The sequence below is a fragment of the Pseudoalteromonas sp. MMG024 genome (genome assembly GCF_021654175.1).
In the GTDB taxonomy this organism is placed as follows: Bacteria; Pseudomonadota; Gammaproteobacteria; order Enterobacterales; family Alteromonadaceae; genus Pseudoalteromonas.
The window spans coordinates 25,013-49,130 of the sequence record NZ_JAKFZO010000005.1 but is presented as its reverse complement, the minus strand read 5'-3'; the positions used below and the strand labels follow the sequence as shown (position 1 = coordinate 49,130).

22 protein-coding genes are annotated in these 24,118 nt (G+C 41.3%); 11 read left to right on the top strand and 11 right to left on the bottom strand.

Annotated features, from left to right (window positions below):
• Positions 1-114 precede the first annotated feature (114 nt).
• The 3 genes from L1068_RS06035 (at position 115) to L1068_RS06025 (ending at position 5,674) form a co-directional block, all read left to right on the top strand.
• A complete protein-coding gene (locus tag L1068_RS06035; protein ID WP_237129501.1) occupies positions 115-2,265 on the top strand; it encodes a response regulator in 2,151 nt (716 codons plus the stop codon).
• Between the two features lie 136 nt (positions 2,266-2,401).
• Positions 2,402-3,430, top strand: coding sequence for a metallophosphoesterase (locus L1068_RS06030; RefSeq protein ID WP_237129500.1), 1,029 nt, complete (start codon positions 2,402-2,404; stop codon positions 3,428-3,430).
• Positions 3,431-3,541: 111 nt separating this feature from the next.
• The gene (locus tag L1068_RS06025) at positions 3,542-5,674 is read left to right on the top strand and encodes a TonB-dependent receptor (RefSeq protein ID WP_237129499.1); all 2,133 of its coding nucleotides are present in this window, start codon (positions 3,542-3,544) and stop codon (positions 5,672-5,674) included.
• Between the two features lie 25 nt (positions 5,675-5,699).
• Here the strand turns inward: L1068_RS06025 and L1068_RS06020 are convergent, their stop codons facing one another.
• Positions 5,700-6,062 carry a PQQ-binding-like beta-propeller repeat protein gene (locus L1068_RS06020; RefSeq protein WP_237129498.1) on the bottom strand — a complete coding sequence of 121 codons (363 nt, stop codon included), beginning with the start codon at positions 6,060-6,062 and terminating at the stop codon, positions 5,700-5,702.
• A 149-nt stretch (positions 6,063-6,211) separates the two neighbouring features.
• Here L1068_RS06020 and L1068_RS06015 point away from each other — a divergent pair, with 149 nt between their 5' ends.
• The 3 genes from L1068_RS06015 (at position 6,212) to L1068_RS06005 (ending at position 8,368) form a co-directional block, all read left to right on the top strand.
• Entirely contained in the window at positions 6,212-7,129 is a 918-nt protein-coding gene (locus tag L1068_RS06015; protein WP_237129497.1) for an SPFH domain-containing protein, read from the top strand.
• 65 nt (positions 7,130-7,194) lie between these two features.
• Positions 7,195-7,650 (top strand): NfeD family protein, encoded by a 456-nt coding sequence (locus L1068_RS06010; protein WP_237129496.1) that lies wholly within the window; start codon positions 7,195-7,197, stop codon positions 7,648-7,650.
• Between the two features lie 46 nt (positions 7,651-7,696).
• On the top strand, positions 7,697-8,368 hold the full coding sequence (locus L1068_RS06005) for a pseudouridine synthase (RefSeq protein WP_237129495.1): 672 nt from the start codon (positions 7,697-7,699) through the stop codon (positions 8,366-8,368).
• On the opposite strand, the gene L1068_RS06000 is transcribed toward L1068_RS06005, so the two are convergent.
• Complete coding sequence (locus L1068_RS06000; RefSeq protein WP_157813518.1) at positions 8,358-8,528, bottom strand: hypothetical protein; 171 nt, start codon at positions 8,526-8,528, stop codon at positions 8,358-8,360. The two genes, L1068_RS06005 and L1068_RS06000, sit on opposite strands and share 11 nt — an antisense overlap.
• Before the next feature lie 364 nt (positions 8,529-8,892).
• Between L1068_RS06000 and L1068_RS05995 the strand changes: the two genes are divergently transcribed.
• On the top strand, positions 8,893-9,768 hold the full coding sequence (locus L1068_RS05995; RefSeq protein WP_237129494.1) for a DMT family transporter: 876 nt from the start codon (positions 8,893-8,895) through the stop codon (positions 9,766-9,768).
• A gap of 28 nt (positions 9,769-9,796) precedes the next feature.
• Here the strand turns inward: L1068_RS05995 and L1068_RS05990 are convergent, their stop codons facing one another.
• From L1068_RS05990 to L1068_RS05980, 3 genes are read right to left on the bottom strand one after another with little or no spacing between them, the layout of a single operon-like run.
• Entirely contained in the window at positions 9,797-10,849 is a 1,053-nt protein-coding gene (locus L1068_RS05990; protein ID WP_237129493.1) for an efflux RND transporter periplasmic adaptor subunit, read from the bottom strand.
• Positions 10,850-10,852: 3 nt separating this feature from the next.
• Positions 10,853-14,152, bottom strand: a complete 3,300-nt coding sequence (locus L1068_RS05985; protein WP_237129492.1) for an efflux RND transporter permease subunit — start codon at positions 14,150-14,152, stop codon at positions 10,853-10,855.
• Between the two features lie 13 nt (positions 14,153-14,165).
• The gene (locus L1068_RS05980) at positions 14,166-14,471 is read right to left on the bottom strand and encodes a metalloregulator ArsR/SmtB family transcription factor (protein ID WP_054978265.1); all 306 of its coding nucleotides are present in this window, start codon (positions 14,469-14,471) and stop codon (positions 14,166-14,168) included.
• Between the two features lie 134 nt (positions 14,472-14,605).
• On the opposite strand from L1068_RS05980, the gene L1068_RS05975 reads away from it, so the two are divergent.
• Together L1068_RS05975 and L1068_RS05970 are read left to right on the top strand one after the other, a co-directional pair.
• Complete coding sequence (locus L1068_RS05975; RefSeq protein WP_237129491.1) at positions 14,606-14,794, top strand: DUF2892 domain-containing protein; 189 nt, start codon at positions 14,606-14,608, stop codon at positions 14,792-14,794.
• A 2-nt stretch (positions 14,795-14,796) separates the two neighbouring features.
• Positions 14,797-15,144, top strand: coding sequence for a rhodanese-like domain-containing protein (locus L1068_RS05970; protein WP_237129490.1), 348 nt, complete (start codon positions 14,797-14,799; stop codon positions 15,142-15,144).
• A 59-nt stretch (positions 15,145-15,203) separates the two neighbouring features.
• On the opposite strand, the gene L1068_RS05965 is transcribed toward L1068_RS05970, so the two are convergent.
• Together L1068_RS05965 and L1068_RS05960 are read right to left on the bottom strand one after the other, a co-directional pair.
• Positions 15,204-15,845: an OmpA family protein gene (locus L1068_RS05965; RefSeq protein WP_237129489.1), complete on the bottom strand. Its 642-nt coding sequence runs from the start codon at positions 15,843-15,845 to the stop codon at positions 15,204-15,206.
• A 73-nt stretch (positions 15,846-15,918) separates the two neighbouring features.
• Positions 15,919-16,692, bottom strand: a complete 774-nt coding sequence (locus tag L1068_RS05960) for a transporter substrate-binding domain-containing protein (RefSeq protein ID WP_237129488.1) — start codon at positions 16,690-16,692, stop codon at positions 15,919-15,921.
• A gap of 385 nt (positions 16,693-17,077) precedes the next feature.
• On the opposite strand from L1068_RS05960, the gene L1068_RS05955 reads away from it, so the two are divergent.
• Positions 17,078-18,217, top strand: a complete 1,140-nt coding sequence (locus L1068_RS05955) for a histidine kinase (RefSeq protein ID WP_237129487.1) — start codon at positions 17,078-17,080, stop codon at positions 18,215-18,217.
• The gene (locus tag L1068_RS22125) at positions 18,210-19,151 is read left to right on the top strand and encodes a histidine kinase (protein ID WP_237129486.1); all 942 of its coding nucleotides are present in this window, start codon (positions 18,210-18,212) and stop codon (positions 19,149-19,151) included. The genes L1068_RS05955 and L1068_RS22125 overlap by 8 nt, the downstream gene beginning before the upstream one ends.
• On the opposite strand, the gene L1068_RS05945 is transcribed toward L1068_RS22125, so the two are convergent.
• The 4 genes from L1068_RS05945 to speA form a co-directional block, all read right to left on the bottom strand.
• Positions 19,141-20,331: a mechanosensitive ion channel domain-containing protein gene (locus L1068_RS05945; RefSeq protein WP_237129485.1), complete on the bottom strand. Its 1,191-nt coding sequence runs from the start codon at positions 20,329-20,331 to the stop codon at positions 19,141-19,143. The genes L1068_RS22125 and L1068_RS05945 overlap by 11 nt on opposite strands.
• Positions 20,332-20,342: 11 nt before the next feature.
• Positions 20,343-21,254 (bottom strand): acyltransferase, encoded by a 912-nt coding sequence (locus tag L1068_RS05940; protein ID WP_237129484.1) that lies wholly within the window; start codon positions 21,252-21,254, stop codon positions 20,343-20,345.
• Positions 21,254-22,141 carry an acyltransferase gene (locus L1068_RS05935; protein WP_100914569.1) on the bottom strand — a complete coding sequence of 296 codons (888 nt, stop codon included), beginning with the start codon at positions 22,139-22,141 and terminating at the stop codon, positions 21,254-21,256. The genes L1068_RS05940 and L1068_RS05935 overlap by 1 nt, the downstream gene beginning before the upstream one ends.
• 95 nt (positions 22,142-22,236) lie before the next feature.
• The gene (gene speA, locus L1068_RS05930) at positions 22,237-24,111 is read right to left on the bottom strand and encodes a biosynthetic arginine decarboxylase (protein ID WP_237129483.1); all 1,875 of its coding nucleotides are present in this window, start codon (positions 24,109-24,111) and stop codon (positions 22,237-22,239) included.
• Positions 24,112-24,118: the final 7 nt, after the last annotated feature.

The following is a 24,118-nucleotide window of genomic DNA, read 5'->3' as shown; positions in this document are numbered from 1 at the left end:
TTAGTTATGACATCCCAATCCAATAACTAAAAGGCGAGCAATTAATGTTTGCCTTTTGCTTTTTTAGCCACCGTTAAGATAGCATAGCTAAATACAGCTTACAGAAGTCTTGATATGCTTGATTTAAATACCCTTTACATTGTTAGTGGCGTTGTTTTATTACTCTCGTGGTTTATTTGCTTTCAAGTTTGGCGAGAAAATAAAAGCGTCGATGGGGCGTTTACCAATCTGCTTTTACCGAGCTTAATGTTACTGGCTCTGTTTAGTTATTCTCTCTATTTATACCGCGTTATCGATATCAAAGCGGGTATTGCAAGTTTAATCATTCTTAGCTGCTCGATATTAAGTATTCATTGCCTACAGCGTTTTTTTGCGATTAACAGTATCGCTATAAAGCTATTTAACCTGGTGACTGTGTGCTGCATCATCATGTTTTCTTGGTATACCTATGGTGAATCAAATGCACAAAGCCGGTTACTAATATTTAACCTTCAGCGGTTTCTTGAAGGCGTTATGATCCTTTGGATTATGTTCACAATGGATACGTCAAATCACCGCTTCTCTAAACATATTTATTTATGCCATGCGCTTATTTTTATTACTGTTTACCCAATTCGTACTTACTACCTTATGCCGCTAGGCACACCCGAATTATTTAAACATGAATGGTTTGCCATCGGTGCTATGGTTACTGGTATTGTCAGCCCATTACTTTACGCATTGGGTATGGCCTATTTGTGCAGTGAACGAAAAGCCCTTCATTTTTCAGCCCTGAAAGATAAAGCCCAACAAGATGCGGAGCTACGTGGTTTATTCTTAAGTACCATGAGCCATGAAATAAGAACCCCACTTAACGGCATTATGGGTAGCGCTCAATTAATTTTAAACCAATCACCTAGCGCCAAAGTGAAACCTTATTGTGAAGCAATCATCAACTCGTCAGAATCACTCAACTTACTAATTGGCAAAGTACTTGATTACGCACGTTTAGAACAAAATGCTGAAACAGGAACTGAGGAAGACATAGAATTAACACCTTGGCTCGAAAACTTATGTTTGTTATATCGCCCTCTCGCTCAACAAAAACGCATAGATTTCAAGCTCAACAATAACTTACCTAAAAAAGCTTGCTATTACTTTGACCAACAAAGCGTGCGCCAAGTACTGATTAATTTACTCGGAAATGCGATTAAGTTTACTGACACAGGCCAAGTTACACTGTCAGTTGAAGTTTTATCTAAAGCGCCACTAGAGCATATTGTAAGATTTACCGTAACAGATTCAGGCCCAGGCATTGCGGCATCAGAAATTGAACAATTAAAAGAGCCTTATGTACAAAGTGAGGCTGGAAAGATAAAAGGTGGCACTGGCTTAGGATTAGCAATAAGTGAGCGATTACTTAATAAAATGCAGAGCGAGCTCAATATTGAAAGTACACTCGATTTAGGTAGCCGTTTTAGTTTTGATATTCGCTTTAGTCTTGGTGAGCTAAGCCTTGTTGAACAAACCAAAGAAAAAGCCGATACTCTTACTGGGTTATCTGTATTACTAGTTGAAGATCTTCCGTTAAATCAAAAGCTAGCAATTGAGTTTATGGCTATGGATCAACACCAAGTCACACTGGCAAGTTCCGGTGAAGAAGCAATTAAAATACTACAACAACAGGCATTTGACTTAGTGTTACTCGATATGAATTTACCCGATTTCTCAGGTCAGGAAGTTGTAAAGAAACTAAACGACATTGACCATATCAATTCTCACACGCCAATTTTAGCGTTTACCGCTAGCTTAAGCCCGGACGAGGTAAAAGAGTATTTAACGCTCGGCATCAAAGATATTGTCGGCAAGCCAATTAAACTCGAAAAGCTGCGCCAAGCCATATTTAACTCGCAACAGCAGTCTTTTTCACAAGCTAGCCAGAATGTCGAAGACATATTATTTGATGCAAACGCAGCACAAAGCCTAAGTGCATCTTTTGCGCAAGAAGAGTTTAACGCCATTTACGATGAATTTATTATGTCGTTGCGCGACAAACTAGCACGCTGCGAAACAGGTTTTGAAAAACAAACGGATGAAACAATTCGCACCTTACATCGCTTAGCCAGTACAGCATTGCAACTAGGCTTTAACCGTTTCGGATTGGCGCTAAAACAAAGTGAGCGAGACTTACTAAATAACAAGTTAGTATTTGATAACGAGTATTTAAAGCAACTTTGGCAACAAAGTCTAACAAGTTATTTAAAGTACGCGCGCGAGCAACTCTAAATTTAATAACCAATAAATTCATAGAGTTAGTTAAATTTAAATATAAAATAGATATAAAAACGAGCAATAAAGAGTTGCGTGTTCGCCACTGCTTCGCCACGCTAGTCATTGACTAATAACCATATAAGAAAATGTTATGACTCAATCTTGGTTTGCTGTTTCTGCACTTATCAGCATCGCCTTTTCAGGCGCACTCAGTGCATCCACGCTATATAACGATGGCCCGTATCTGTTTTATAACAAGAATAAAATTGAGCGCATTGATATCGTTGCCAATCAAAAAAACGTGTCAGAGTACACTGGCCCGCTGACAATAACGCCAACCTTTAACGTAAATCAAATAGACAGCTTCCAGGGTGTCGAAAAGATTGCGGCAATTAGCGATATTCATGGGCAGTTTGATATTTTCAAAACCTTGTTAGTAAATAATAAGGTTATCGACCAATCTCTAAATTGGTCTTTCGGTAAAGGACATTTAGTGATTACCGGTGATATTTTCGACCGTGGCGATACTGTAACTGAAGCGCTGTGGTTAATTTATAAATTAGAACAACAGGCATTAGCGGCCGGCGGAAAGCTCCATTACTTGCTAGGTAATCACGAATACATGGTACTACGTGACGATCAACGTTATTTGCACCCTAAATATGTGCATGCAGTATCGCACTTTAATAACGACTTACGTCAGCAATACAGTAACAATAGCGTATTAGGTCGCTGGCTACGCAGCAAGTCGACCATCATTAGTATTAATGGTTTTATTTTCCTACACGGTGGCATTCACCAAGACTTCTTAGATCTTAAACTGAGCTTAGAACAAGCCAATAGCGAGTTTCGCAAAACCATTGGTTTAGGCAAAAAAGCATTAAAAGAAAACCCAACGTGGCTAACACTACATGGCAGTAACGGCCCTATTTGGTACCGCGGCTACTTTAGAGATGACGCGCTCAACGCTTCACAAGTCGATGCCGTTTTATCACAACTTAATGCCAAAAAGGTTATTGTAGGGCACACCTCAATGCCAACCATTGAAACACGCTTTAACAGCAAGGTCATCGCGATTGATAGCTCAATCAAGCGAGGAGAAAAAGGCGAAATATTGCTTTGGCAAAATACCGAATTCAAGCGTGGTTTAATGTCGGGTGAGCAAAAGCCATTGCAATAAGCTTGCGCGAATTTATAAATATGGCAAGATGTTAAGTCATCCTAGGCCTTAAGGCTTTTTTATTTGAGTTCAGGTATTTACAATACATACTCAAGTGTTAAGAGTGGCAAAATGAATTTAGCGAACACCAACAAAACAAAAAAATGGCTTACACTACCCTGCACTTTATTGCTAGCGCTAAATTCATCATTTTTAACAGCCAGTGAGGACAATGACTTATTTAGCCTCTCATTAGAACAACTGCTTAATGTCGAGGTCTCTTCTGCGTCTCTAACTAAAGAGACACTGAGTGAAGCGCCTGTTCCGGTCACCGTAATTACCGCAAATATGATTTCGCAATCGGGTGCACGCAACATTAAAGATTTGCTAGTTACGTATGTACCAAACATTACCCATGTTGAAGACCAAAATGAGCCTAACACTGCAGCGCGTGGGGTATTTACGTCTTCACAACAAAAAATATTGTTCTTAATTGATGGCCACAGGCTAAACAGCCGAAGCTACTCAATGGCTTCACCCGACTACGCCATTAGCCTCGACAAAATAAAACAAATAGAAGTGCTAAGAGGGCCGTCGAGTTCAATTTATGGCAATGTGGCGCTCACAGCCACCGTCAATATCATTTTAAAATCAGCTGCAGAGCTCGAAAACTCAAAACTAGCCGTAACAATCGGGGATCAAGGGCATAAACAAGCTAGTTTAACCTATGGTAAACAAGGTGATAGCTGGGATTTGCTGGCATGGACACAAGCGTTTTCCGCAGAAGGTGAAACACTCGCAATCTCCCCACAAGACAATTACTCGCCCAACCCGATTGCTGATGCACATGCAAACCTAGGTGCTTATCAAGACACCACTACATATGATATTGGCGCTAAATTTAACTACCAAGATTGGCGCTTTTTCGCCAACACCAGAAGCTCACATTATATTGAGCCCTTTTCTGCCGGTGGTATTAGCGGTGAAGGATATAATTACGATGAAATCAGAAAATATAAGGGAACAGGGCCAGGTCTTGGCTATACTGCATCGCACTTCAATGTAACCCACAGTGGTACTTTATTTAATTGGCAATGGCATCAAGAGCTTTATTTTGACCAAAATGAAATAGATTCAGTGGTTGTGATTACGCCAGCGGCGAATAACACAGCCAGAGTTTATTGGCAGGAGCGCTCTTCAGGGTTATTAACTCACCTCAGTAAACGTATTGGTAAATGGGATTATTTGCTCGGTTTACAGCTAGATCATATGAAAGTAACCGATTCTGATTTCAAAGCATCGCTAAATGGTGAAGATTACCTTCCGGCTGACCAGCAAACACCACTATTAAAAGAAAGCAGCGAATCTATTTATTCAGTATTTGCACAAGTTAAATACCGATTGTCAGAACGTTGGCTAGCAAACGCAGGTGCAAGGTACGATCAAAAAAATCGTACTGGTAGCGATAATATTGACGATTTTAGCCCACGTTTGGCGATTATTTACCAAGGGGAAAACGGCTATAATTTTAAAGCGTCTTATGCCACTTCGTTTGTCGACGCAACCTATTGGAACCGCTTTAGTACGTTAAGCTCATTTCGTGGTACGCAAACACTTAAACCCGAAAAGCTCGCCTCATTACAACTGACACCTAGCATAAAGCTACCTGAACATCAGTTTTATGGCGCCGTTAACGTATTTTACAATCAGCTCGATGACTTTATCTTTCGCGATAACTATGCTGGTGCAAATGAACCCAATTATTCTAATGCCGGCGAGTTAACAACTTGGGGCGTAGAGTTAGAATCTCGTATTACCAAGCGTAATATTACATGGCATGCAACTTTGGGTTATCAAGCGGTTATTGACTCTGAACGCTTTGCCACGAGCGGTGATGATATTAATAATGTACCTAGCATCACGGCAAACTTAGTTACCAGCTGGCCAATTTTTGAAGATGCTAATGCAAGTCTCACTGTGCGCTACATTGGTGAGCAAACATCACCCATTCATATTATTTCGAATGGCCAAGAAATTAGCGATCCTTATCCAAATCAAGGTGCTAATTTCAATGCGCCTAATTATAAAGTCGATGACGTTATATTACTCAACGCAGCCCTTGACTATCAGTTAAGTAACAGCCTAAACCTCGCATTAACTGCGCATAACTTACTGGATGCCGAGTATCAGCAAGGAGGCACAACATTACACCCATACCCGCAGGCAGGACGCAATGTTCGCGCAACATTGAGTTATGAGTTTTAACTCACCAAGATTTAGAAAACAGCCATTAACCGCCATCACCCGCTGATACACTGCCCGACGCCGCAATAGCTGCTGTTGTCGCCGCCGTGGTTGCTGCAGTGGCAGCTGCATTACCCGCAACAGTACCGCTAACAGACGCTGCATGATTACCGACATCGATAATACATGTGCCGTAACCCAAGCCTTTTAGCGAATTAGTCCATATCTGTTCACCTGTGGCTTTATCTAAACAGAATAAATGACCGGAAGAAGATGCATACACCTTGGTATTATCGCTGCTTACTACAGTAATTGTGCCTGATTTTAACTTTTTACGCCAAAGCTCACTGCCATCGTCTTTATTAATTGCAACGACATGTCCATTTATACCCAAAATAAGATAATTCATAAACCCTCCGTTTAGTGTTAATACCAGCTTGCGTGATTTCTTTAAAAAAGCAAAGACCATTCAACACTGCCATTCTCCACTCATCATTAAATCTGTTATTTCATGTTAAAAAACGTTAAATTGAAGCCAGTTAAACAGGAGATGCAATTATGGAACAGTTTGATATTACGATAATAATTGGCTTAGCTGTCGTATTTATTATTTTAGCCCTAGGGGTGAAAATGGTGCCGCAAGGCTACACCTATACGGTAGAGCGTTTTGGTAAATACACCCGTACTCTACCACCTGGCCTTCAGTTAATTATCCCATTGGTAGATACCATTGGCCGTAAACAAAATATGATGGAACAAGTACTTGATGTACCACCACAAGTAGTCATTTCATCAGACAACGCACAAGTTACTACCGATGCAGTATGTTTCTATCAAGTACTTGACCCAGTTAAAGCATCGTACGAAGTAAATGACTTAGAACGCGCTATGCGTAACCTAGTAATGACCAATATCCGTGCAGTTCTGGGTTCGATGGAGCTTGATGAAATGCTTTCGAACCGCGATCGGATTAATGGTTCACTGCTGATAAAGGTAGATGAAGCAACCGATCCTTGGGGTGTAAAAGTAACCCGCATCGAAATCAAAGATATTGCACCACCGATGGACTTAGTGGATGCCATGGCGCGCCAAATGAAAGCCGAACGTGAAAAGCGTGCCAATATTTTAGAAGCTGAAGGTGAGCGTGAAGCAGCAATTAAGGTTGCCGAAGGCCAAAAACAAGCTGAAATTTTAAAAGCGGAAGGTCAATTAGAAGCAGCTAAACGCGAAGCAGAAGCACGTGAACGTTTAGCGGCAGCAGAAGCCGAAGCGACTCGCTTAGTGTCTGATTCAATTCAAAATGGTGATTCACGCGCTATTAATTATTTCATTGCACAGAAGTACATGGAATCACTCGGTAAATTAGCCGAATCAGATAACAACAAGGTAATGATGATCCCGCTAGAAGCAAGCAATATGCTCGGGTCGATTGCTGGTGTTGCTGAAATTGCAAAAGAAGCCTTCGGCAAGAAATAAACTATATAAACATGTATACTTAACAACAGCACAGCTTGCCGCTGTGCTGTGTTTTAGGAGCAGTTATGATTTCGGAACTATTAAATAATTTAGAACCATGGCACTGGTTATCACTCGGCTTATTGCTGCTTGGTGCCGAAGCATTAGGTGCATCTGGTTTTTTACTCGGTACGGCCATTGCTGCTTTTTTGCTTGCGATTATTAACGCGTTATTTGCAGAACTAAGCTGGCAAACACAAATTATTTTGTTTGCACTGTCTGCGCTTGGTTTTTCTATCGCGTACTGGAGATACTTTAAAGAATTTAACAACCGTTCTGACCACGGCCCACTTAATCAACGCGCAGCCAGCCTGATAGGCCGCGAACTGGTAGTTGAGCACGACTTAAGCGGCGGACATGGCCGTATTCAAATAGGCGATACGTTTTGGAAAGTGACATTTGAAGGTCAGATAAATAAAGGCAGCCGTATCAAGGTTGTCGATGCTGATAGCATGTGCCTGCAAATTACTACAGTTAACTAAACTAACCTGCACTCGGGATAAATTACATTTCGTGAACAAAATACGATTGGCAAAATTTATTGCCGATGCTGGCGTGTGTTCAAGACGCCAAGCTTCTCGCTTAATTGACAATAACTGTGTGCTCGTCAATGGTCGCCCAGCAAATCATATTGACCATGTTGATGCCAGTGATGTTATTGAGGTCAACGGTCAGCAGGTTAAAGCGCTTACAACAAAGTCCTATTTCGCAATTTATAAGCCAATTGGCGTTGACTGCAAGCTTATTGAGAGCGATCCCACTAGCCTAGTGCATTTACTGCCAAAAGAAATCAGGCTGTTTCCTATCGGACGCTTAGATAAAGACTCTCACGGCTTATTACTGCTTACAAATGACGGAGAGCTGTGCCAACAACTCAATCATCCCGACTTTGATAAAGAAAAAGAGTATATCGTCACTACAAGCAAACCTATTACCGATGAGTTTTGTCAGCAAATGATGAGTGGCGTGCCTGTAAAAGGCGTTATTACCCGCTGCTGTGAGGTTGAGCAAATCAACGAAACACAATTTCGTATTATATTAACGCAAGGGCTAAACCGTCAGATCCGCCGCATGACAAAATATTGTGGTAATTATGTGGTTGATTTAAAGAGAATAAGAATAGCAACTTTATCACTTGCCGAGCTTAATCTAGCACCCGGCAAGTACTGTGAAATAGCGAAAGCCCAAATTATTTCCTGAATCGAACATACATATAAAGACTTGCTATCAAACCACCTGGTAGTAACGCTTTTTCCATACCATTCATCGCTAGATAAGCCATAGTGCCAATAAAAAATACCGTCGTTACAATTACGTCTAAGTATTCCCAAGAAAGCTCTAAAAATTTATTGGTATTCATAACAATTCCTTGCTGTTGTGCTAAACCAAATCAGGGGTTGATTCAAACATTAATAAAAAAGAATAAGCTTTATATAAGCTGGGTGTAGCTTAGATTTTTTGGCCGAAAAAACTTTGATCTAGAATAAAAAATAGACGAGCTAAGAAAAAATAAGCCGCAAAACTTGCGGCAAATCAACAATAGCATTGTGTGGAAAATATGTAGCAATGAGCGAGCTACAAAACCAAGTATAAAGCAGCTATAAAAAACTGCCTGCGGCATAATGTCGCACTTTTAATGAATTTTTTTCACATCCATAGTAATTCACCGACCTAGCCTAGTAATACCTGTTACTATGCCATTTTGTTGATTAAGGTACTTATTAATGCTTTGGGTCTTCTTTACTGTGTTAGCAGCATTTATGCAAACGTTTCGCAATGGCCTGCAAAGTAAGTTAAGTAAAGATGTCAGCACGCTCGGTGTAACCTTAGCGCGTTTTTTATTTGCCACTCCGATAGCGCTTACCTATCTTATTTTACTCTATCAATTTGAACCAATCGCTCATCCCGAGTTTAACCGTCAATTCATAAGTTATGTTGCCATTGCTGCAGGCATGCAAATCCTTGCGACAGCACTTATGGTGGTTTTATTTAAACAACAAAATTTCGCAATCGGTGCTGGGCTGGCAAAAAGTGAGGCGCTTGTTGCCGCTATTTTAGGTGCATTATTTTTTGGTAGTGCACTTACACCGCTCGGTTGGTTTGGCGTGTTGGTTGGCGCTTTGGCGGTATTTGTTTTAAGTGGATTAAAGTTCAATCAAGGCTTTCAATTAAAAACCGTGCTCATTGGTTTGAGCTGCGGCAGCGCATTTGCTTTAACCTCTCTTTCAGTACGTGAAGCCAGTATTGCCCTTGATTTACCATTCCCACATAGCGCTGCATGGGTATTACTCTGGGTATTAACACTGCAAAGTATCATGTTAATTGCGCACATTGGGATAAAAGAAAGGCATACATTTAGCAAATTAAAACAGCACTTGCCCACCACATTCGCCATTAGCGTAACGAGTTGTATTGGTTCAATCGGCTGGTTTAGTGCAATGAGTTTACAGTACGTCGCGTATGTTAAAACGCTGGGGCAAATAGAAGTACTGTTTACTATTTTACTTGCGATATTTTGGCTAAAACAAAAACCGAGCAAAAATGAGTTGCTCGGTTTAATACTCATTGCCCTCGCTGCCATTTTAGTAATGTGGCAATAGCACGTTAGAGGGAAACTAAATCAATAAACTAAATAACCAATTTTTCGCCAGCAGATAAGCCCGAGATAATAATCACCAGATTATTATCAAGCTGCTGACCTAAACGCACAAATCGCTCGCTTACTTGATTGTTTTCCAGTACCGATACTTTTGATAACTGACCAAATTGCTGAATATATTGCTTATCAATTGCGATAACATCGCGTGTGGCCTTATCAATACCCACCTTGGCATACATCCCCGGCATCAATCCCGAACCATCAAGGTTATTACCAGCTAAATCGAGTTTAACTTCAAAGCTGCGAGCTGCACTGTCAGCAAGCGGTACAATTTCACTGATCCGCGCCGTTCTTACTTGCTGCAATGCCGATAGTTCCACTTGCAACGCTTGACCTAAGGTTAGGGTTACCGCTTGGCTTTCAGGAATATAACTACTAATTTGAATGCTGCTCGGATTGTAAAGCGCGACAACGGCTTGCCCCGGATTCACTAAATCCCCGGGCTCAACTATACGATCAACCACTTTACCTGCTATCGGTGCAATGATCTTGCTGTAAGCTAGCGTTACATTAGCCTGATCACGCTGCTGCTCGTAACTTAGTTTGGTTGCTCGTAATTGATCAAATGTAGACTGCACAGAGTCCAGATCATTAACAGAGATCAACCCCTGCTCACGAAGCGCTTTATTACGTTTTAATTGTAACGACGCTTGCGTTAATTGTGCAGAAACGGCTTCGACCTGTGCTTCAATTTGACGCACTTGCGCTTTGAGATCTTGGTTATCTAGCTCAGCAATCACATCACCTGCTTGCACCATATCGCCAGCACGAACATTTACTGAGGTCACATTTGCCAAAATACGACTCGCTACTTGTGTGTTTTGCTTTGCGATAAGGTTGGCTGGCAACCAAAGCCTATCGGTATAAGCGTAGGGTTCAATAGTGATAGTTTGCACATTTTGTAATTGAGGTGATACGGTACTCGGCGCAATTTTGTCGCTGAAACCACCCGCCATCATGATGATCATTGCCACTAACGCGAGAATTGCAACAACCGGAATTAATAACGTTTTTTTTGTCATGATTTATTGCTCCTGAGCTTCTTGCGCGCTGTTTTTTGTGTCGTCGAAAACCAGATAGTAAACAGCAGGCACAATGATCAAACTGAATAAGGTAGAGGAAATAATGCCAAAGATAATCGCTAGCGCTAAACCACTAAATACGGGGTCAAGAATAATCACTAAATTACCAAGTAATGTGGTACCAGCCGTGAGCAACACTGGGCGCATGCGCACACTGCCTGCCATTAATAGCGCTTCTTTTATTGCAGCACCTTGTGCACGTGCAGCGCTTATAAATTCAACCAAAATAAGTGAATTTCGAACCACAATACCGGCCAACGCTATCATGCCAATCATCGCTGTTGCGGTAAACAAAACAGGTTCTGGGCTCGCTGCAATCTCTCGCTCACCAAACTGATTCATTAACCAAAAACCCGGCATAATACCAATAACAGTCAGGGGAATAGCTGACATAATAATACCCGACAACGCGTAAGAACCGGTTTGTAAGCGTAAAATAAAGAAGATCCCCGTGAGTGCAAAGGCAAACGCAATACCCATATCTCTAAATACGCGCGCTGTTATTCTCAACTCGCCTTCACCGCTCCACGTAAGCCAAGTTCCTTGTGGTATTGACCACACATCACCACCACCGTTATTAAGATAATGACGGTCTTGCCAAGCAACCTGAGTTGTTTGCTGGTCGCTAAGTTGCTCGCGTTGATCAGCATTAATATCTGCAACCACTTCCGCAGGCGTGCGGCCATTTAACTCGGCGGTGACATAAATCACTGACTGTAAGTCTTTACGGAAAATAGGCTGAGTAACGTTCAACGTTTGGTACTGGCCTAATTCACTTAAGGCAACTAATGGTTGCGGTGCAGCTTCTAAACCAAGCCCTAAATCGGTTTGCGCAATGCCCTCTCGGCCACGAATATACAGACCATCAAGCTCACTAGCTTGGCTGCGCGTTTGATAAGGTATGCGTAATTTTATTGCCAGAGGCTCAGCTTCATATTGATTGGCGATACTGCCCGCCTCTACGCCGAATCCTGCAATCATTAATGTGTGTTTAATATCTTCCGTTGCGATACCAGAAAGTGCGGCTTTTTCTTTATCTACCACAAAGCGATTAATCTGTTGCTTTGCCTGCATTGTGGTATCAACCTCCACTACATGTGGCTCACTTGCTAAACGCGCCGCGATATTGCGTGCCGCTAATTGTTGCTGTTCTAATGCGACAAATGGGTCACGATATACTTCGGCAACTAACGTTGATAACACCGGTGGGCCAGGTGGTACCTCAACAACTTTTACATTCACGCCATCTTTATTAAATGGCGCAAGTAATTCTCGTAAGCGCAAGACGACACCATGAGATGGATGCTCTCGTTCACTTTTATCTACCAGCAATACGCGTATTTCCGCGAGGTTCTCTCGTGTACGCATATAGTATTGGCGAACCATACCGTTGAAGTCGATTGCGCTGGGCTCACCGACATAAACGGCAACCGCTTTAACTTCCGCAACACGCTTTACTTGCTGCGCAATTTCGCCAGAGAGCGCTGCACTTTGCTCTAAACTGGCTGATTCAGGTAAGTCGATAAGTATTTGCACTTCATTTTTATTATCGAAAGGCAATAACTTGAGCGGCACAGTGCGAAAAACAGGTAGTAATGCACTGGCAATAAAAAGCCCCAGCGTTAACCATAATGCTGTTTTAGCTCGCGATTTCGACGCTAGAATTGGCGCTAAAATTTTATGGTAAAGGTCGCCACTAGTACTATTTTCTTGTTGTTTAGTAGAATCTTTAAGTAATTTACTTGCTAACCACGGGGTGACGAATAACGCGACCAAAGTAGACACAATCACACTAACGGGCACATTAAACGCCATCGGTGCCATATAAGGTCCCATCATCCCGGTAATAAAGGCCATTGGCACAAACGCCAACACTATCGTTACCGTAGACATTATTAGAGCGGGGCGAATTTCGCTCATAGCGGCCACTATCTGACTTGTTTTATCGTCGCCTTTTAGCATAAAACGTTTAATGTTATCGATGCCGGTAATTGGGTCATCTACCAGCAAACCCAGTGATAGAATCAACGCAAATAAGGTGACTCGGTTAATGGTGTAACCAAAGGCCATATCCAAAATAAGTGTTAAGCCATAACAAATCGGCACAGCTAAACCAACAACAATGGCAGATCGCCAACCTAAAAAAACACCGATAAATACCACTACAGTAAATACTGCGAATGCTAATGACGAAACAAGGTTATTAACCTTTTCATTTGCCGTTTCACCATAGTCTCTCAGCACTGCAACGTTGACATTTTTGGGTATCAGCTGCCCTTTTAACACATTAATACTTTCTAGTACTTTGTTGGCAAGGTTAACAGCATTGCTGCCTGCTTGTTTCGCAATACTAATCGTCACCATGGGGTGATCGGCTGAATTGGCATTTGCCTCGCTATACCACTGATAACTTGTTGCTTCGCTTGGTCCATCTTGAATCGTTGCAACATCCGATAAATACACGGGCTTACCGTTTATTACGTTTACCACCAAATGATTTAATTCATCGCTTTGCCTGAATACATCACCCACCTCAAGCACTACAGATTCGCTATTCGATACCTGCACACCAACCGCTGCTAATTGGTTTGATACGTTAATCGCGTTATAAACATCCATTACGGTTGTATTAAAGGCAGCAAGATTAGTGGTATTTAAGTAAACTTGCACGCTGCGCTGGCGACCACCAATAACCTCTACTTCAGAGGTATCGTCTATCGCTTGTAAGTGAGTTGAAACTTCTTGTGCAATGCGGCGTAATTCATAATCATCATAAAGTTGCGGCTGCTCACTCCATAAGCCGAGCATCATAATAGCCACATCATCAACTTCAATTGGTTTTACTTGCCAATTCGCCACTATACTCGGTATAGAATGTTGATTGGCATACAATTTATTGTAAGTGTTTAAAATTGCTTTTTCGCGGTCTTCGCCTACATAAAAACGTAACGTAACGGTTGTTCCACCGGTTTGTGTTACTGAGTAAACATGTTCAACACCTGGAACTTGCGCTAACAGTTTTTCAAGGGGAATGGTTACTTGTCGTTCCACTTGATTGGCATTGATATTTGGCACCGATACCAGAATGTCCAACATAGGTACCACTATCTGTGGTTCTTCTTCTCGCGCGGTGAATTTAAGCGCTAACAAGCCACTTAACAAAGCGAAAATAAAAATCACCAGTGGAATACGCCCTTGCAGTGAACTTGCAACTAAACGATCAATTGGGTGTGATGTGCTCATGACCCTATCCTTGCTATTCAGGCTGACAAAACATATCGTAAAGCGCGCTTAACATGGCGCTCACTCGCGGATCGACAATACGATAATAAATAGTTTGCGCTTCACGACGCGTCTCTACTAAGCCCGAGTTACGTAAACTCGCTAAATGCTGTGACAATGCAGATTGCGCCAATGGTACAGCTTGATTCAACTCGCTAACACTTAGCTCACCTTGATTTAATGTACACAAAATCATTAAGCGATTTTTGTTTGCCATCAATTTTAAAAACTGCTCTGCTTCTGCTGCATTTTCAAGCATTTTGTCCATATCTAACATCATAGGCGTCAATTCTTTATTCTCAAATTTGAGCAAAGTATAAGCTGTTATATTAGAAAAGTCTAATATTAGAATTTACTAATTTAGGTTTTTCTAATATATTTAAATGCAACTCCACTTTTAAGTAGGTTATTCGAATGAAAGTAAATGATGCACTAAGATTAATTGCCGGTGTGATGCTGATAGTGTCACTGTTACTAACGCACTTTGTGCACCCAAACTGGATCTTTTTCATGCTATTTATCGCTGTTAATTTATTACAATCAGCGTTTACTAAGTGGTGCCCAATGATGACGATACTTCGTAAATTTGGCTTGGAGGATTAACTGTGCTGAAGACTATTCCAGATCTTATTGAACTTGCATCTGAACATGTTGTAAAAATGGATGCTGCACAAGCAAAAAGTGAAATTGCCAAAAACAATGGCTTACTTATTGATGTGCGTGAACCCGCTGAACACGCAATTAAAAATGCCGTAGGTGCTGTTAATATTCCCCGTGGCGTGCTCGAAATGAAGTTGGTTGAAATTGAAAAAGACGCAGAACGACCAATTTACTTGCATTGTGCAACGGGCGGGCGTGCTACTTTAGCGGCAGAACAACTGCAACGTATTGGTTATAACAAGGTAACAGTGATCAGCTGCAAAGCTGAAAATGTATGTGATACGTTTTGCTAAAGCACAAAAAAGGCTTCCAATCGGAAGCCTTAATTTAGCTAATAAGCTGTAGTTTTTAATTACGCTTGGTTAGGTACAATTTGTACTTCAACACGACGGTTTTTGGCTTTACCAGAAGCGGTTTCATTGCTCGCAACTGGACGCATTTCACCGTAGCCAACAACAGATAAACGCGCTTGCATAATTGACTGGTTAACTAAGTATTGCTGCACACTGCGTGCTCGGCGCTCTGATAACGTTTGGTTATAACTTTCACTACCACTGCTATCAGTATGCCCTTCAATGCTCAAAAACGTTTTATCATAATGGCTCAGTACATTCGCAATTGAATTTAAGGTGTCGTGAAATTGTGGCGTAATGGTTGATTGATTGCTCGCAAAAGTGATATTTGATGGCATCACTAAGCGTAAGCTATCGCCTTCCCTGACTACTTCAACACCTGAGCCTGAAAGCTGCTCACGCATTTCTGCTTCTTGACGGTCCATGTAATCACCTATCGCAGCACCTGCAATGGCACCTACAGCAGCACCAATCACCGCGCGTTTATTTTTGTGGTTAGAGGTTGATTTACCGATTACTGCACCTGTTACAGCACCTATCATCGCACCTTTTTCCGCATTGGTTGTAGCACAACCTGACGCTGCAATAACCGCAGCCAAAATAGAAACACTCAGTAATTTACGTGACGAGAAGTAAGTCATTGTCTCTCTCTTTATCTTTGGAGTTTTATAAAAATGTAGTGTGGTATGTCTGAATAAACGCTGAATTGCGAAGTTATTTCACATCAACTGGTGGTAAGTCGTACAGTTCAACGATTTGTGACAACTCTCCACTTTTTGCTAAACCCAGCAAGGCAACTTGCACTTGCTCGATCAACTTCTGCTTTTCTGAACGCTTTGAAGCCACTGCGTAACCGAGAATCGGCTCATCATGGCGGTAGGTTAGTTTTTTAAGCCTGTGTGAAGGCTGATTTAAGACACTCAGTGAATGGTCAGCTGTTTGCTCAACAGCAATAACCACATCTAAACGACCTTTCAAAAGTAAATCCATCGCTACTTTTTCACTTTGCACCGCGATTTTCATTAACTTTTGGTCATTGTCAAAACGAGCAAAATGCGCCGCACCACGCACAATACCAATACGCTTTCCGTAAAGGTCATCAAATGTATTCACCACTGTTTTGCTTTCGGTTTGTGCATAAAATACAAATGGTGAGTTCAATACCATGTAGGCCGGTTCAAGAAATGCCATATCACGTTGACGTTCTACTGTTTTGATAAACGCCCCACCAATATCGGCTTGGCCTGATTTAATTAATTGCACACAGCGCGAAATAGGACATGGAATAAGCTGTAAAGATACATTAAGCTGTTTAGAAATACGCATCATAATGTCGATTAATAAACCTCGGGGGCGGGTTTCACCTTGGGTGTAACTGTATGGAGGTGCATGGTCAACAGCAACCACCAAACGATTGCTAGCAAAGCTTGGCGCTGCCATTAGAAGCGAAACAAAGATGATAAAGGGTGCTACGTATTTTATTTTCACAATTCTGCCTTAACTACAGAGTGGCAAAAAATCCTTGTTCTGCGGTTGCATACCTAGAGTCTATTGTAATTTAAGCAATTATATTGCGCTAGACACTGCCCAATAAAACCAAATAAAACAACAAAGTTTAATAGACCTTCGTGATTCTAGCCAAAAAGCCACCCCAAAAAAACCCTAGGCTACAATATTTAAACAAATGTAAATACTTATTAATTTACCCGTAGTACAACGATATAGCTGCGTTTGCCGCGGATTAAAACAAAGCTTAGCGCTCAGTTCAGCATATATTATTAATTATGGCATAGCCCTATAAGCAATCAATTATTGCCATTTATTTTAAAAAGCTATATTTTGCAAACAGTTTTTCCCTCACATTAGGTGACACTTGCATTGGCTGACAAAACATAAAGTAGTAATAGGTATAAACTTACTGCTGTTTTCACTTATTCTTCTTGTCAGTTTTATCTGGGAGTTTGGCCCATTGCGAGTTGAGGGTATTGATTCTGAACGCCTTACTCACTACACCATACACATTATTTTGCTACCACTGCTAATTATATATCTACCACTAAAACTTATTAGGCAAAGATCAAACAGTGGTAAAAAAGCTTATTTTGCGGGTTTAATTTTGTGCGTATTAGCAGGTCTTGCCAGCGCGACTTACACACATACGGTTTCTGTGCCTGGTAGCTTTTTATTTAAAATAGAAGGTGGCACAAAGCAAGTAACCGACCCCGACTATGATCATTCGGGCGAGAATAACTCTTATATGGCCTTCACTATTAGCACAAGTATTAAGGGTTACGACAAACCGCTTGGTCCGGCGTATTTTTACGTTGAAGCGTTTCTACACAGTATTTTTTACTGCTTTTACATGCTGTGTTATCTGCAAGCTTACGGCATTATTCATAAGCACAAATTAAAAGAAAAACTAAAGCAGCAACAACTCGATGTGCTGCAATATCAACTTAACCCACACTTTTTATTTAATTCATTAAATAGCATTCGCGGCATGCTGTACGAGGACGTTAGCGAAGCCAAAAAGCTGTTATTAGAGTTCCGTCAGCTGTTTAAACACCATTTCGATAATAAACAACACTGTATTGCACTTAAACAAGAGCTGTTGCTTTGCCGCCATTACTTAAAGCTTGAAAAAGTACGCTTTGAAGAGCGCCTCAATGTCGACTTAAAGGTGCCTAGCGAATGTGACATTATGCTTGTGCCAAGTATGAGTATTTTTACCTTAATCGAAAATGCGATTAAACATGGCATCGGGCAAATTCCTTCAGGCGGTACCATCGCTATTTCCGTTGCCAAGCAAGATAAAAAACTGTCAATCACCGTTAGCAATCCAATTAATAAAACTGCACGTCAAGCTGATGGCACTCGCACTGGGTTAGCTAATCTTGAAGCGCGCTTAGCATTACTTTATCGTGATAATTTCACAATCAATTCAGAACGCAGTGAAGACCAGTTCAGCGTTGAATTACAGATCCCGTTGAAAAAGGACAAGACAGGTGAATAAGTCGTACGATTATTACGTTGCACAAGGCATTATCACGGTATTAATCTTGTTTTTCCCGTTAGTTGCAGTGACCTTTTTTGCGCCAGAAAAACTATTTAAATATGCTCACGAGTGGTTGCTGTATACCCTTTTATTGGTATCTGTTTGGCACTTTGTTACCCGCAGTTTTATCAAACGCATGCTGCAGAAGCAGCGTTTTTATCGTGCGTTAGTGGTATTGAGTGCAGTGATTATTACTGTCGCTATTTTATATTTACCAAGTACTTTGCTTAGTTATATTTGGTATGTCGAGGCCAGTGACCGACAGCAGTTAGTAAAATTACTCACCAAATTTAACCTATTTTTAAGCCTTGTTTGGACTATTGGTTATGTCAGTGCACAAGCCATTCGAGAAAAAGCCAGTATCGAAAAAAGCATTAAAAGCCATTCACTAAAAATGCTATCGCAGCAAGTTCAACCAGCGTTTCTCTATCAATGTTTAGACAACATAGAAACGTTAATGGACAAAGATGCCGACAAGGCAAGCGAATCTATTACCGATTTAGCAGAACTACTGCGTTACAAACTGCAAGCCGGAAAACAAGATCTAGTTGAATTACAACAAGAGCTAAGTGCATTGTCATACATGCAACGGCTAGCGAATGCAGGCGATTTAACAGTAGAGATCGCGCCAGAATTAGCACAGCAATCTGTCACTGTGCCACCATTATTAGTCTACAACTTGCTGTATATGCTAAATTTGAAAGTGTCTCAACCGCTGCACGTAAACGTTACATTTGAACAACAAAATTGTGTTGTGAGCGTTACAGGTTTTAGTTATCAACCACGCCTTATTATTTCGCGAATAAAAAGCCACTACATTGAGTTTTTTGCCAGCCAACAAGCGAGCATTCAATATCACAATAAGGTATTAAGCCTGATTATTAGCCTGTAAGCTGACCTGTAACATGCTGATAAGGGCGTAAACCAAACATCGTTAAACTTGCTAACAAGTGATCCATAATATCGGCTTGTAAGTGCTCGTAAGGGATCCAGCGCTTATCTGCACTAAAGCAATAAAGCTCAACCGGTAAACCTTCTGCGCTCGGCGCAAGCTCGCGTACCATTAACGTTAAATTATGATTAAGCGCCTCATGCTGGCGCAAATACTCTTCTGCATAAGCGCGAAATAGCTTCACATTACTCTGTGCTTTTGCATTATTTAATTCTTCATTGCTGAGCACTTGGGTGATAAATTCATTACTTTTCAGGGTTTCTAAGAAGTCACTATCGATAAGGCGAATACTATTAAGATCAAGGTGAATCGCACGCTTAATGCGTCTGCCACCAGACTCTTGCATGCCGCGCCAGTTTTTAAATGACTGAGAAATAAGTGCATAAGTTGGCACAGTAGTAATGGTTTTATCCCAGTTACGTACTTTAACCGTATTTAATCCTAACTCTTCAATTTCACCGTCAGCTCCGTATTGGTCAAACTGGATCCAATCGCCATCTTTTACTAGTCGGTTTGCAGCAATTTGAATGCTCGCAACAAAGCCTAAAATAGTGTCTTTAAATACCAATAACAGCACTGCTGCTAGAGCACCAAAACCCGATAGAATATAAGCCGGAGATTCGTCAATTAGCACACTAATGATGAGAATAGACGTCACGATAAAGGTAATAAGCTTAGCTACTTGGATAATGCCCAAGATTGGCACTTCTTTAGCAAAACTCAGCTGATTATAGGCAGCCCCTGCAATGCTAATAACCGAGCTAAAAATAAAGCCACTGTAGATAATGGCAATAATCTGGCCGATTGAGCGGTAAAACACCTCGCCTTCATCACCAGGCAGGTAAAAATAACGAAAGCTTGATACAAACACCACACTACATATAAACCCAGCTAAGCGCCTATTAAGCTTGCTAAATAGCGGCTTAAGTTGGCCTAATCGATGTGGCGAAATATAAACGGTTAGTTTTTCAAAGCCCGGTAATACCAAGCAGCGCGCAACATAATAAATAATGACTAGCAACAATACGCCAGAGCAAATAGAAAGCACTTGTGGCAGCCAATCTAAATGTGGAAATGCCTCTTTAACCCAAGGGGATATTAGCTTTTCTACCTTGCTCATATAAATCCTTTTTAACTCGAATGTGCTGGTTTAATCGTTGGTAACTGCTCGTTTTCTTGCATTAAACTAATTTGCAGATCTTTATCTTGCCAAATTACATTAAGTTTTTGTTGAAACTCAACCCTAAACTCTCGGTCATGCTGATAATTACCAATTAGCTCTGCAGAGATGAGTTGTACTTTTATATCGACATGTATTTTAGTGAGCTTGCCAAACAGCATGTCTTTACAAATTGTCTCGGATGTTCCGTGATACACAATACTGGTATTTAACAAGCCATCCATTTTTTCACCAAGTACTTCAAGGGCAAAAGCAATGCCCCCAGCTTTAGGTTTGAGTAAATATTTAAATGGACTGCGCTGCTTTTTGTGCTTCGCTTCGGTGTAGCGCGAGCCTTCAACAAAATTAATAATGGTTGTAGGGTTTAATCTAAAATGACGACAAGCGCGTTTAGTACGCTCTACATCCATGCCTTTAAGTTTTGGGTTTTTAGCCACTTTAGCTTTGCTTACGCGCTTCATAAACGGCATGTCCATGGCCCATGCGCCAGCACCAACAAAAGGCACCCATTTTAATTCATCTTTTAGAAAGAACTTAGGTGCAGGTAAACGCCCTAAGCCACTCAATACCATAATATCAAGCCAGCTTTGGTGGTTTGCGATAAGCAAATACCACGCTTTCTCGTCGAGCTCACCTTCAATGTCAACTTGCCAGTTGTCACACGCCAACCACACGCCTAAATAGTTGCCCTTACACCAGGCCGCGTAAGCAATGTGTAAAATATCTCGAATAATTTGTAGTGGTAATACAATTTTAAGTAAACCAATAACAAAAATAACGCCGCCCCACAGCACGACGTTACCGACTAAAATGGTAAAAATGATAGGTGCTAACAGCACACCTGGCAGGAATCTCGATAACATTAGACGCCCTCAGTTTGCTGTTGTTTTAGCTCAACAAGCTGCTGATCTTTACCTTGCCAAAGCGCATTTAATTCGTTTTGAAATTGCACACGAAACTCTGAGTCACTCGAGTAATTACCTACCCAGCTTGCTGAAACAGGTTTTACCTCAATGTGCACACGAATTTCAGGCACTTTACCCGCTAAGTAATCAAAGAAGCTTGGTGTGCCGTTTGGATAGCAAATAGTGACATCAACAAGTTTATTAAGCTGTTCGCCCATTGCTTCCATTACAAACGCAACACCACCCGCTTTAGGTTTTAGCAAATTATCAAACTGGCTTTTTTGACGGGTATGCTTATCTTTTGTAAAGCGCGTACCCTCAACAAAATTCACAATGCTCACAGGAACATGCTTAAACTTAGCACAGGCTTTTTTGGTCGTTTCCATATCTTTGGTGCGCAGTGATGGGTTCTTTTTTAGCTGACTTTTACTAGCGCGCTTCATAAATGGAAAATCAAGCGCCCACCACGCTAAGCCCAAAAATGGCACGTAAATAAGCTCTTTTTTCAAAAAGAAGTTTAAAAATGGAATTTTCTTATGCAGAACACGCTGCATCACTAAAATATCAACCCAAGATTGGTGGTTGGCAACCACTAGGTACCAATCTTTATAGGTAAAATCGTGATCGCCCGTTACCACCATTTTAGTTGGCGTGAAAATGTATTGAATAATACTGTTAGTACCAACCCAACGACTCGCGCACCACTTAGCAACGGCACTCCACATTGCTTGCCATGGCTTGATCGGTAAAAGTTTTAACACCCCAGAAATGAAAATTGGCACAAACCAAAATAAGGTATTAACGGTATAAAACAGTAGTGAAATAACGGCTCTTATATAATACAACATCACGCAACTTATCGAATTTACTGGATGAACAAGCTAAAAAAGGCCATATTTTAGCCTTTTTTCACTCAGCAATAAATAGCCTAACCAACAGGTCAGTCTTCGAAGTAAGTGTAACCACTTAAGCCTGCGGCTAATTCATCGAAATACGCTTGCTGGGTATTGCTTGATAAATTACTCGCAGCAAGGCGACTTTGATAGTTCGCTTTTAATGCGCCTTCATTGTAATGCACGTATTTCAGTACATCTTCAACACTATCGCCTTTCAGCGCATTAGTGGTAGTAAAGCCGTCTTCGGTTAGCTCGATATGCACTGAATCTGTATCACCAAATAAGTTATGCAGGTCACCTAAAATCTCTTGGTACGCGCCAACCATAAACATTGCTAGGTGATACTGTTCACCCGGACGGTAAGGCGGAATCGGCAAACTTGCTTCAACACCTGCACCATCAACGTATTCACGAATCTGACCATCCGAGTCACAGGTAATATCTTGAATAATTGCACGCTGTGAGCATGACTCATCGAGGCGCTCAATTGGCATTACCGGGAACAGCTGCTCAATACCCCAAACATCTGGCAGTGATTGGAATAAAGAGAAGTTCACAAAGAGTTTATCTGCTAATTTTTCATTTAAATCATCAATCACTTCTCGATGTGAACGGGCGCTGGCATTAAGTTGGCCACGTACCGCACGCAAAATGTCAAAATATAAGGTTTCAATCTGCGACCAATCGGTCATCGATAATAAACCGTGCACATATTGTTCATGCGCCTCACTGAACAAGTGCATTGCATCGTGATAAATTTCAAGCGCTAAGCGCGGTGTTAAACGCTGCTTGGCTTGCCACATTTCTTGTAATACTTGCGGCGAATTATCTGAAAGTACAATATCGCTGTGTAACTTTGGCGCTTCTTCCACATCGATCACATCGGTAATCAATACTGCGTGGTGCGCCGTGAGTGCACGCCCTGATTCAGTAATAATATCTGGTTGCGGTAAGTTAAGTGCTTCGCAGGTATCGGCAAACGTATTCACTACGTTACGCGCATATTCGGCAACCGTGTAGTTCATTGAACATGAATTACGCGAGCCTGAACCTTCATAATCCACACCTAGGCCACCACCCACGTCAATGGTTTTTAGCGCCACGCCCATTTGGCATAACTCTGCATAATGACGCGCACATTCTTTTAAGGCGCGATGAATGTCACGGATATTGGCTATTTGAGAGCCAATATGAAAATGCACTAAATTTAATAAATGGCCTTTGCACGCTTTGTTTAAGCGCTCAATTGCGCTTAGTACCTGACTAGCCGTTAAGCCAAACTTCCCTTTTTCACCACCGGTATTTTGCCACTTGCCTTTACCTACTGAATTTAAGCGAATGCGAATACCAATTCCCGGCTCGATACCCAACTTTTCAATTTCTTGCAGCAGTACATCAAGTTCCGAAAGCTTCTCAACCACTATATTTACATCGTGCCCCATGGCTTGGCCAATACACGCTAAACGTAAAAACTCACTGTCTTTGTAGCCATTACATACAATGCGAATAGGCTTATCCGCTACACCCAAAATAGCCATTAATTCAGGTTTAGAACCTGCCTCTAACCCTACTTTATTGCTTTGGTGGGCGAGTAGCTTTTTAACTACAGATGATTGCTGATTCACTTTAATCGGGTAAACACAGGTGTAATTACCTTGGTAATTACGATTACTTTTAGCGTCAGCAAATGCATTAACTAAGGTATCAACACGCGATTGCAAAATATCGGTAAAACGCACAAGCACAGGTAAGGTTAACCCCTGCTCTTTAAATTGCTCTGTTAAGGTTGCCAGCGAAACACCCTGTTTGCTGTGATCTTTATCTGGAAATGCAACCACTTCACCTTGCTCATTAATATCAAAGTAGCCTTCACTCCAATGAGCAATATTGTATGTTTCACGTGCGTTAGTTATAGCCAATGTAAGG

Coding starts and splice junctions, on each gene's coding strand:
- L1068_RS06035 (WP_237129501.1), top strand. CDS start 115: ATGCTTGATTTAAATACCCTTTACATTGTTAGTGGCGTTGTTTTATTA.
- L1068_RS06030 (WP_237129500.1), top strand. CDS start 2,402: ATGACTCAATCTTGGTTTGCTGTTTCTGCACTTATCAGCATCGCCTTT.
- L1068_RS06025 (WP_237129499.1), top strand. CDS start 3,542: ATGAATTTAGCGAACACCAACAAAACAAAAAAATGGCTTACACTACCC.
- L1068_RS06020 (WP_237129498.1), bottom strand. CDS start 6,062: ATGAATTATCTTATTTTGGGTATAAATGGACATGTCGTTGCAATTAAT.
- L1068_RS06015 (WP_237129497.1), top strand. CDS start 6,212: ATGGAACAGTTTGATATTACGATAATAATTGGCTTAGCTGTCGTATTT.
- L1068_RS06010 (WP_237129496.1), top strand. CDS start 7,195: ATGATTTCGGAACTATTAAATAATTTAGAACCATGGCACTGGTTATCA.
- L1068_RS06000 (WP_157813518.1), bottom strand. CDS start 8,528: ATGAATACCAATAAATTTTTAGAGCTTTCTTGGGAATACTTAGACGTA.
- L1068_RS05995 (WP_237129494.1), top strand. CDS start 8,893: ATGCTTTGGGTCTTCTTTACTGTGTTAGCAGCATTTATGCAAACGTTT.
- L1068_RS05990 (WP_237129493.1), bottom strand. CDS start 10,849: ATGACAAAAAAAACGTTATTAATTCCGGTTGTTGCAATTCTCGCGTTA.
- L1068_RS05985 (WP_237129492.1), bottom strand. CDS start 14,152: ATGAGCACATCACACCCAATTGATCGTTTAGTTGCAAGTTCACTGCAA.
- L1068_RS05980 (WP_054978265.1), bottom strand. CDS start 14,471: ATGATGTTAGATATGGACAAAATGCTTGAAAATGCAGCAGAAGCAGAG.
- L1068_RS05975 (WP_237129491.1), top strand. CDS start 14,606: ATGAAAGTAAATGATGCACTAAGATTAATTGCCGGTGTGATGCTGATA.
- L1068_RS05965 (WP_237129489.1), bottom strand. CDS start 15,845: ATGACTTACTTCTCGTCACGTAAATTACTGAGTGTTTCTATTTTGGCT.
- L1068_RS05945 (WP_237129485.1), bottom strand. CDS start 20,331: ATGAGCAAGGTAGAAAAGCTAATATCCCCTTGGGTTAAAGAGGCATTT.
- L1068_RS05940 (WP_237129484.1), bottom strand. CDS start 21,254: ATGTTATCGAGATTCCTGCCAGGTGTGCTGTTAGCACCTATCATTTTT.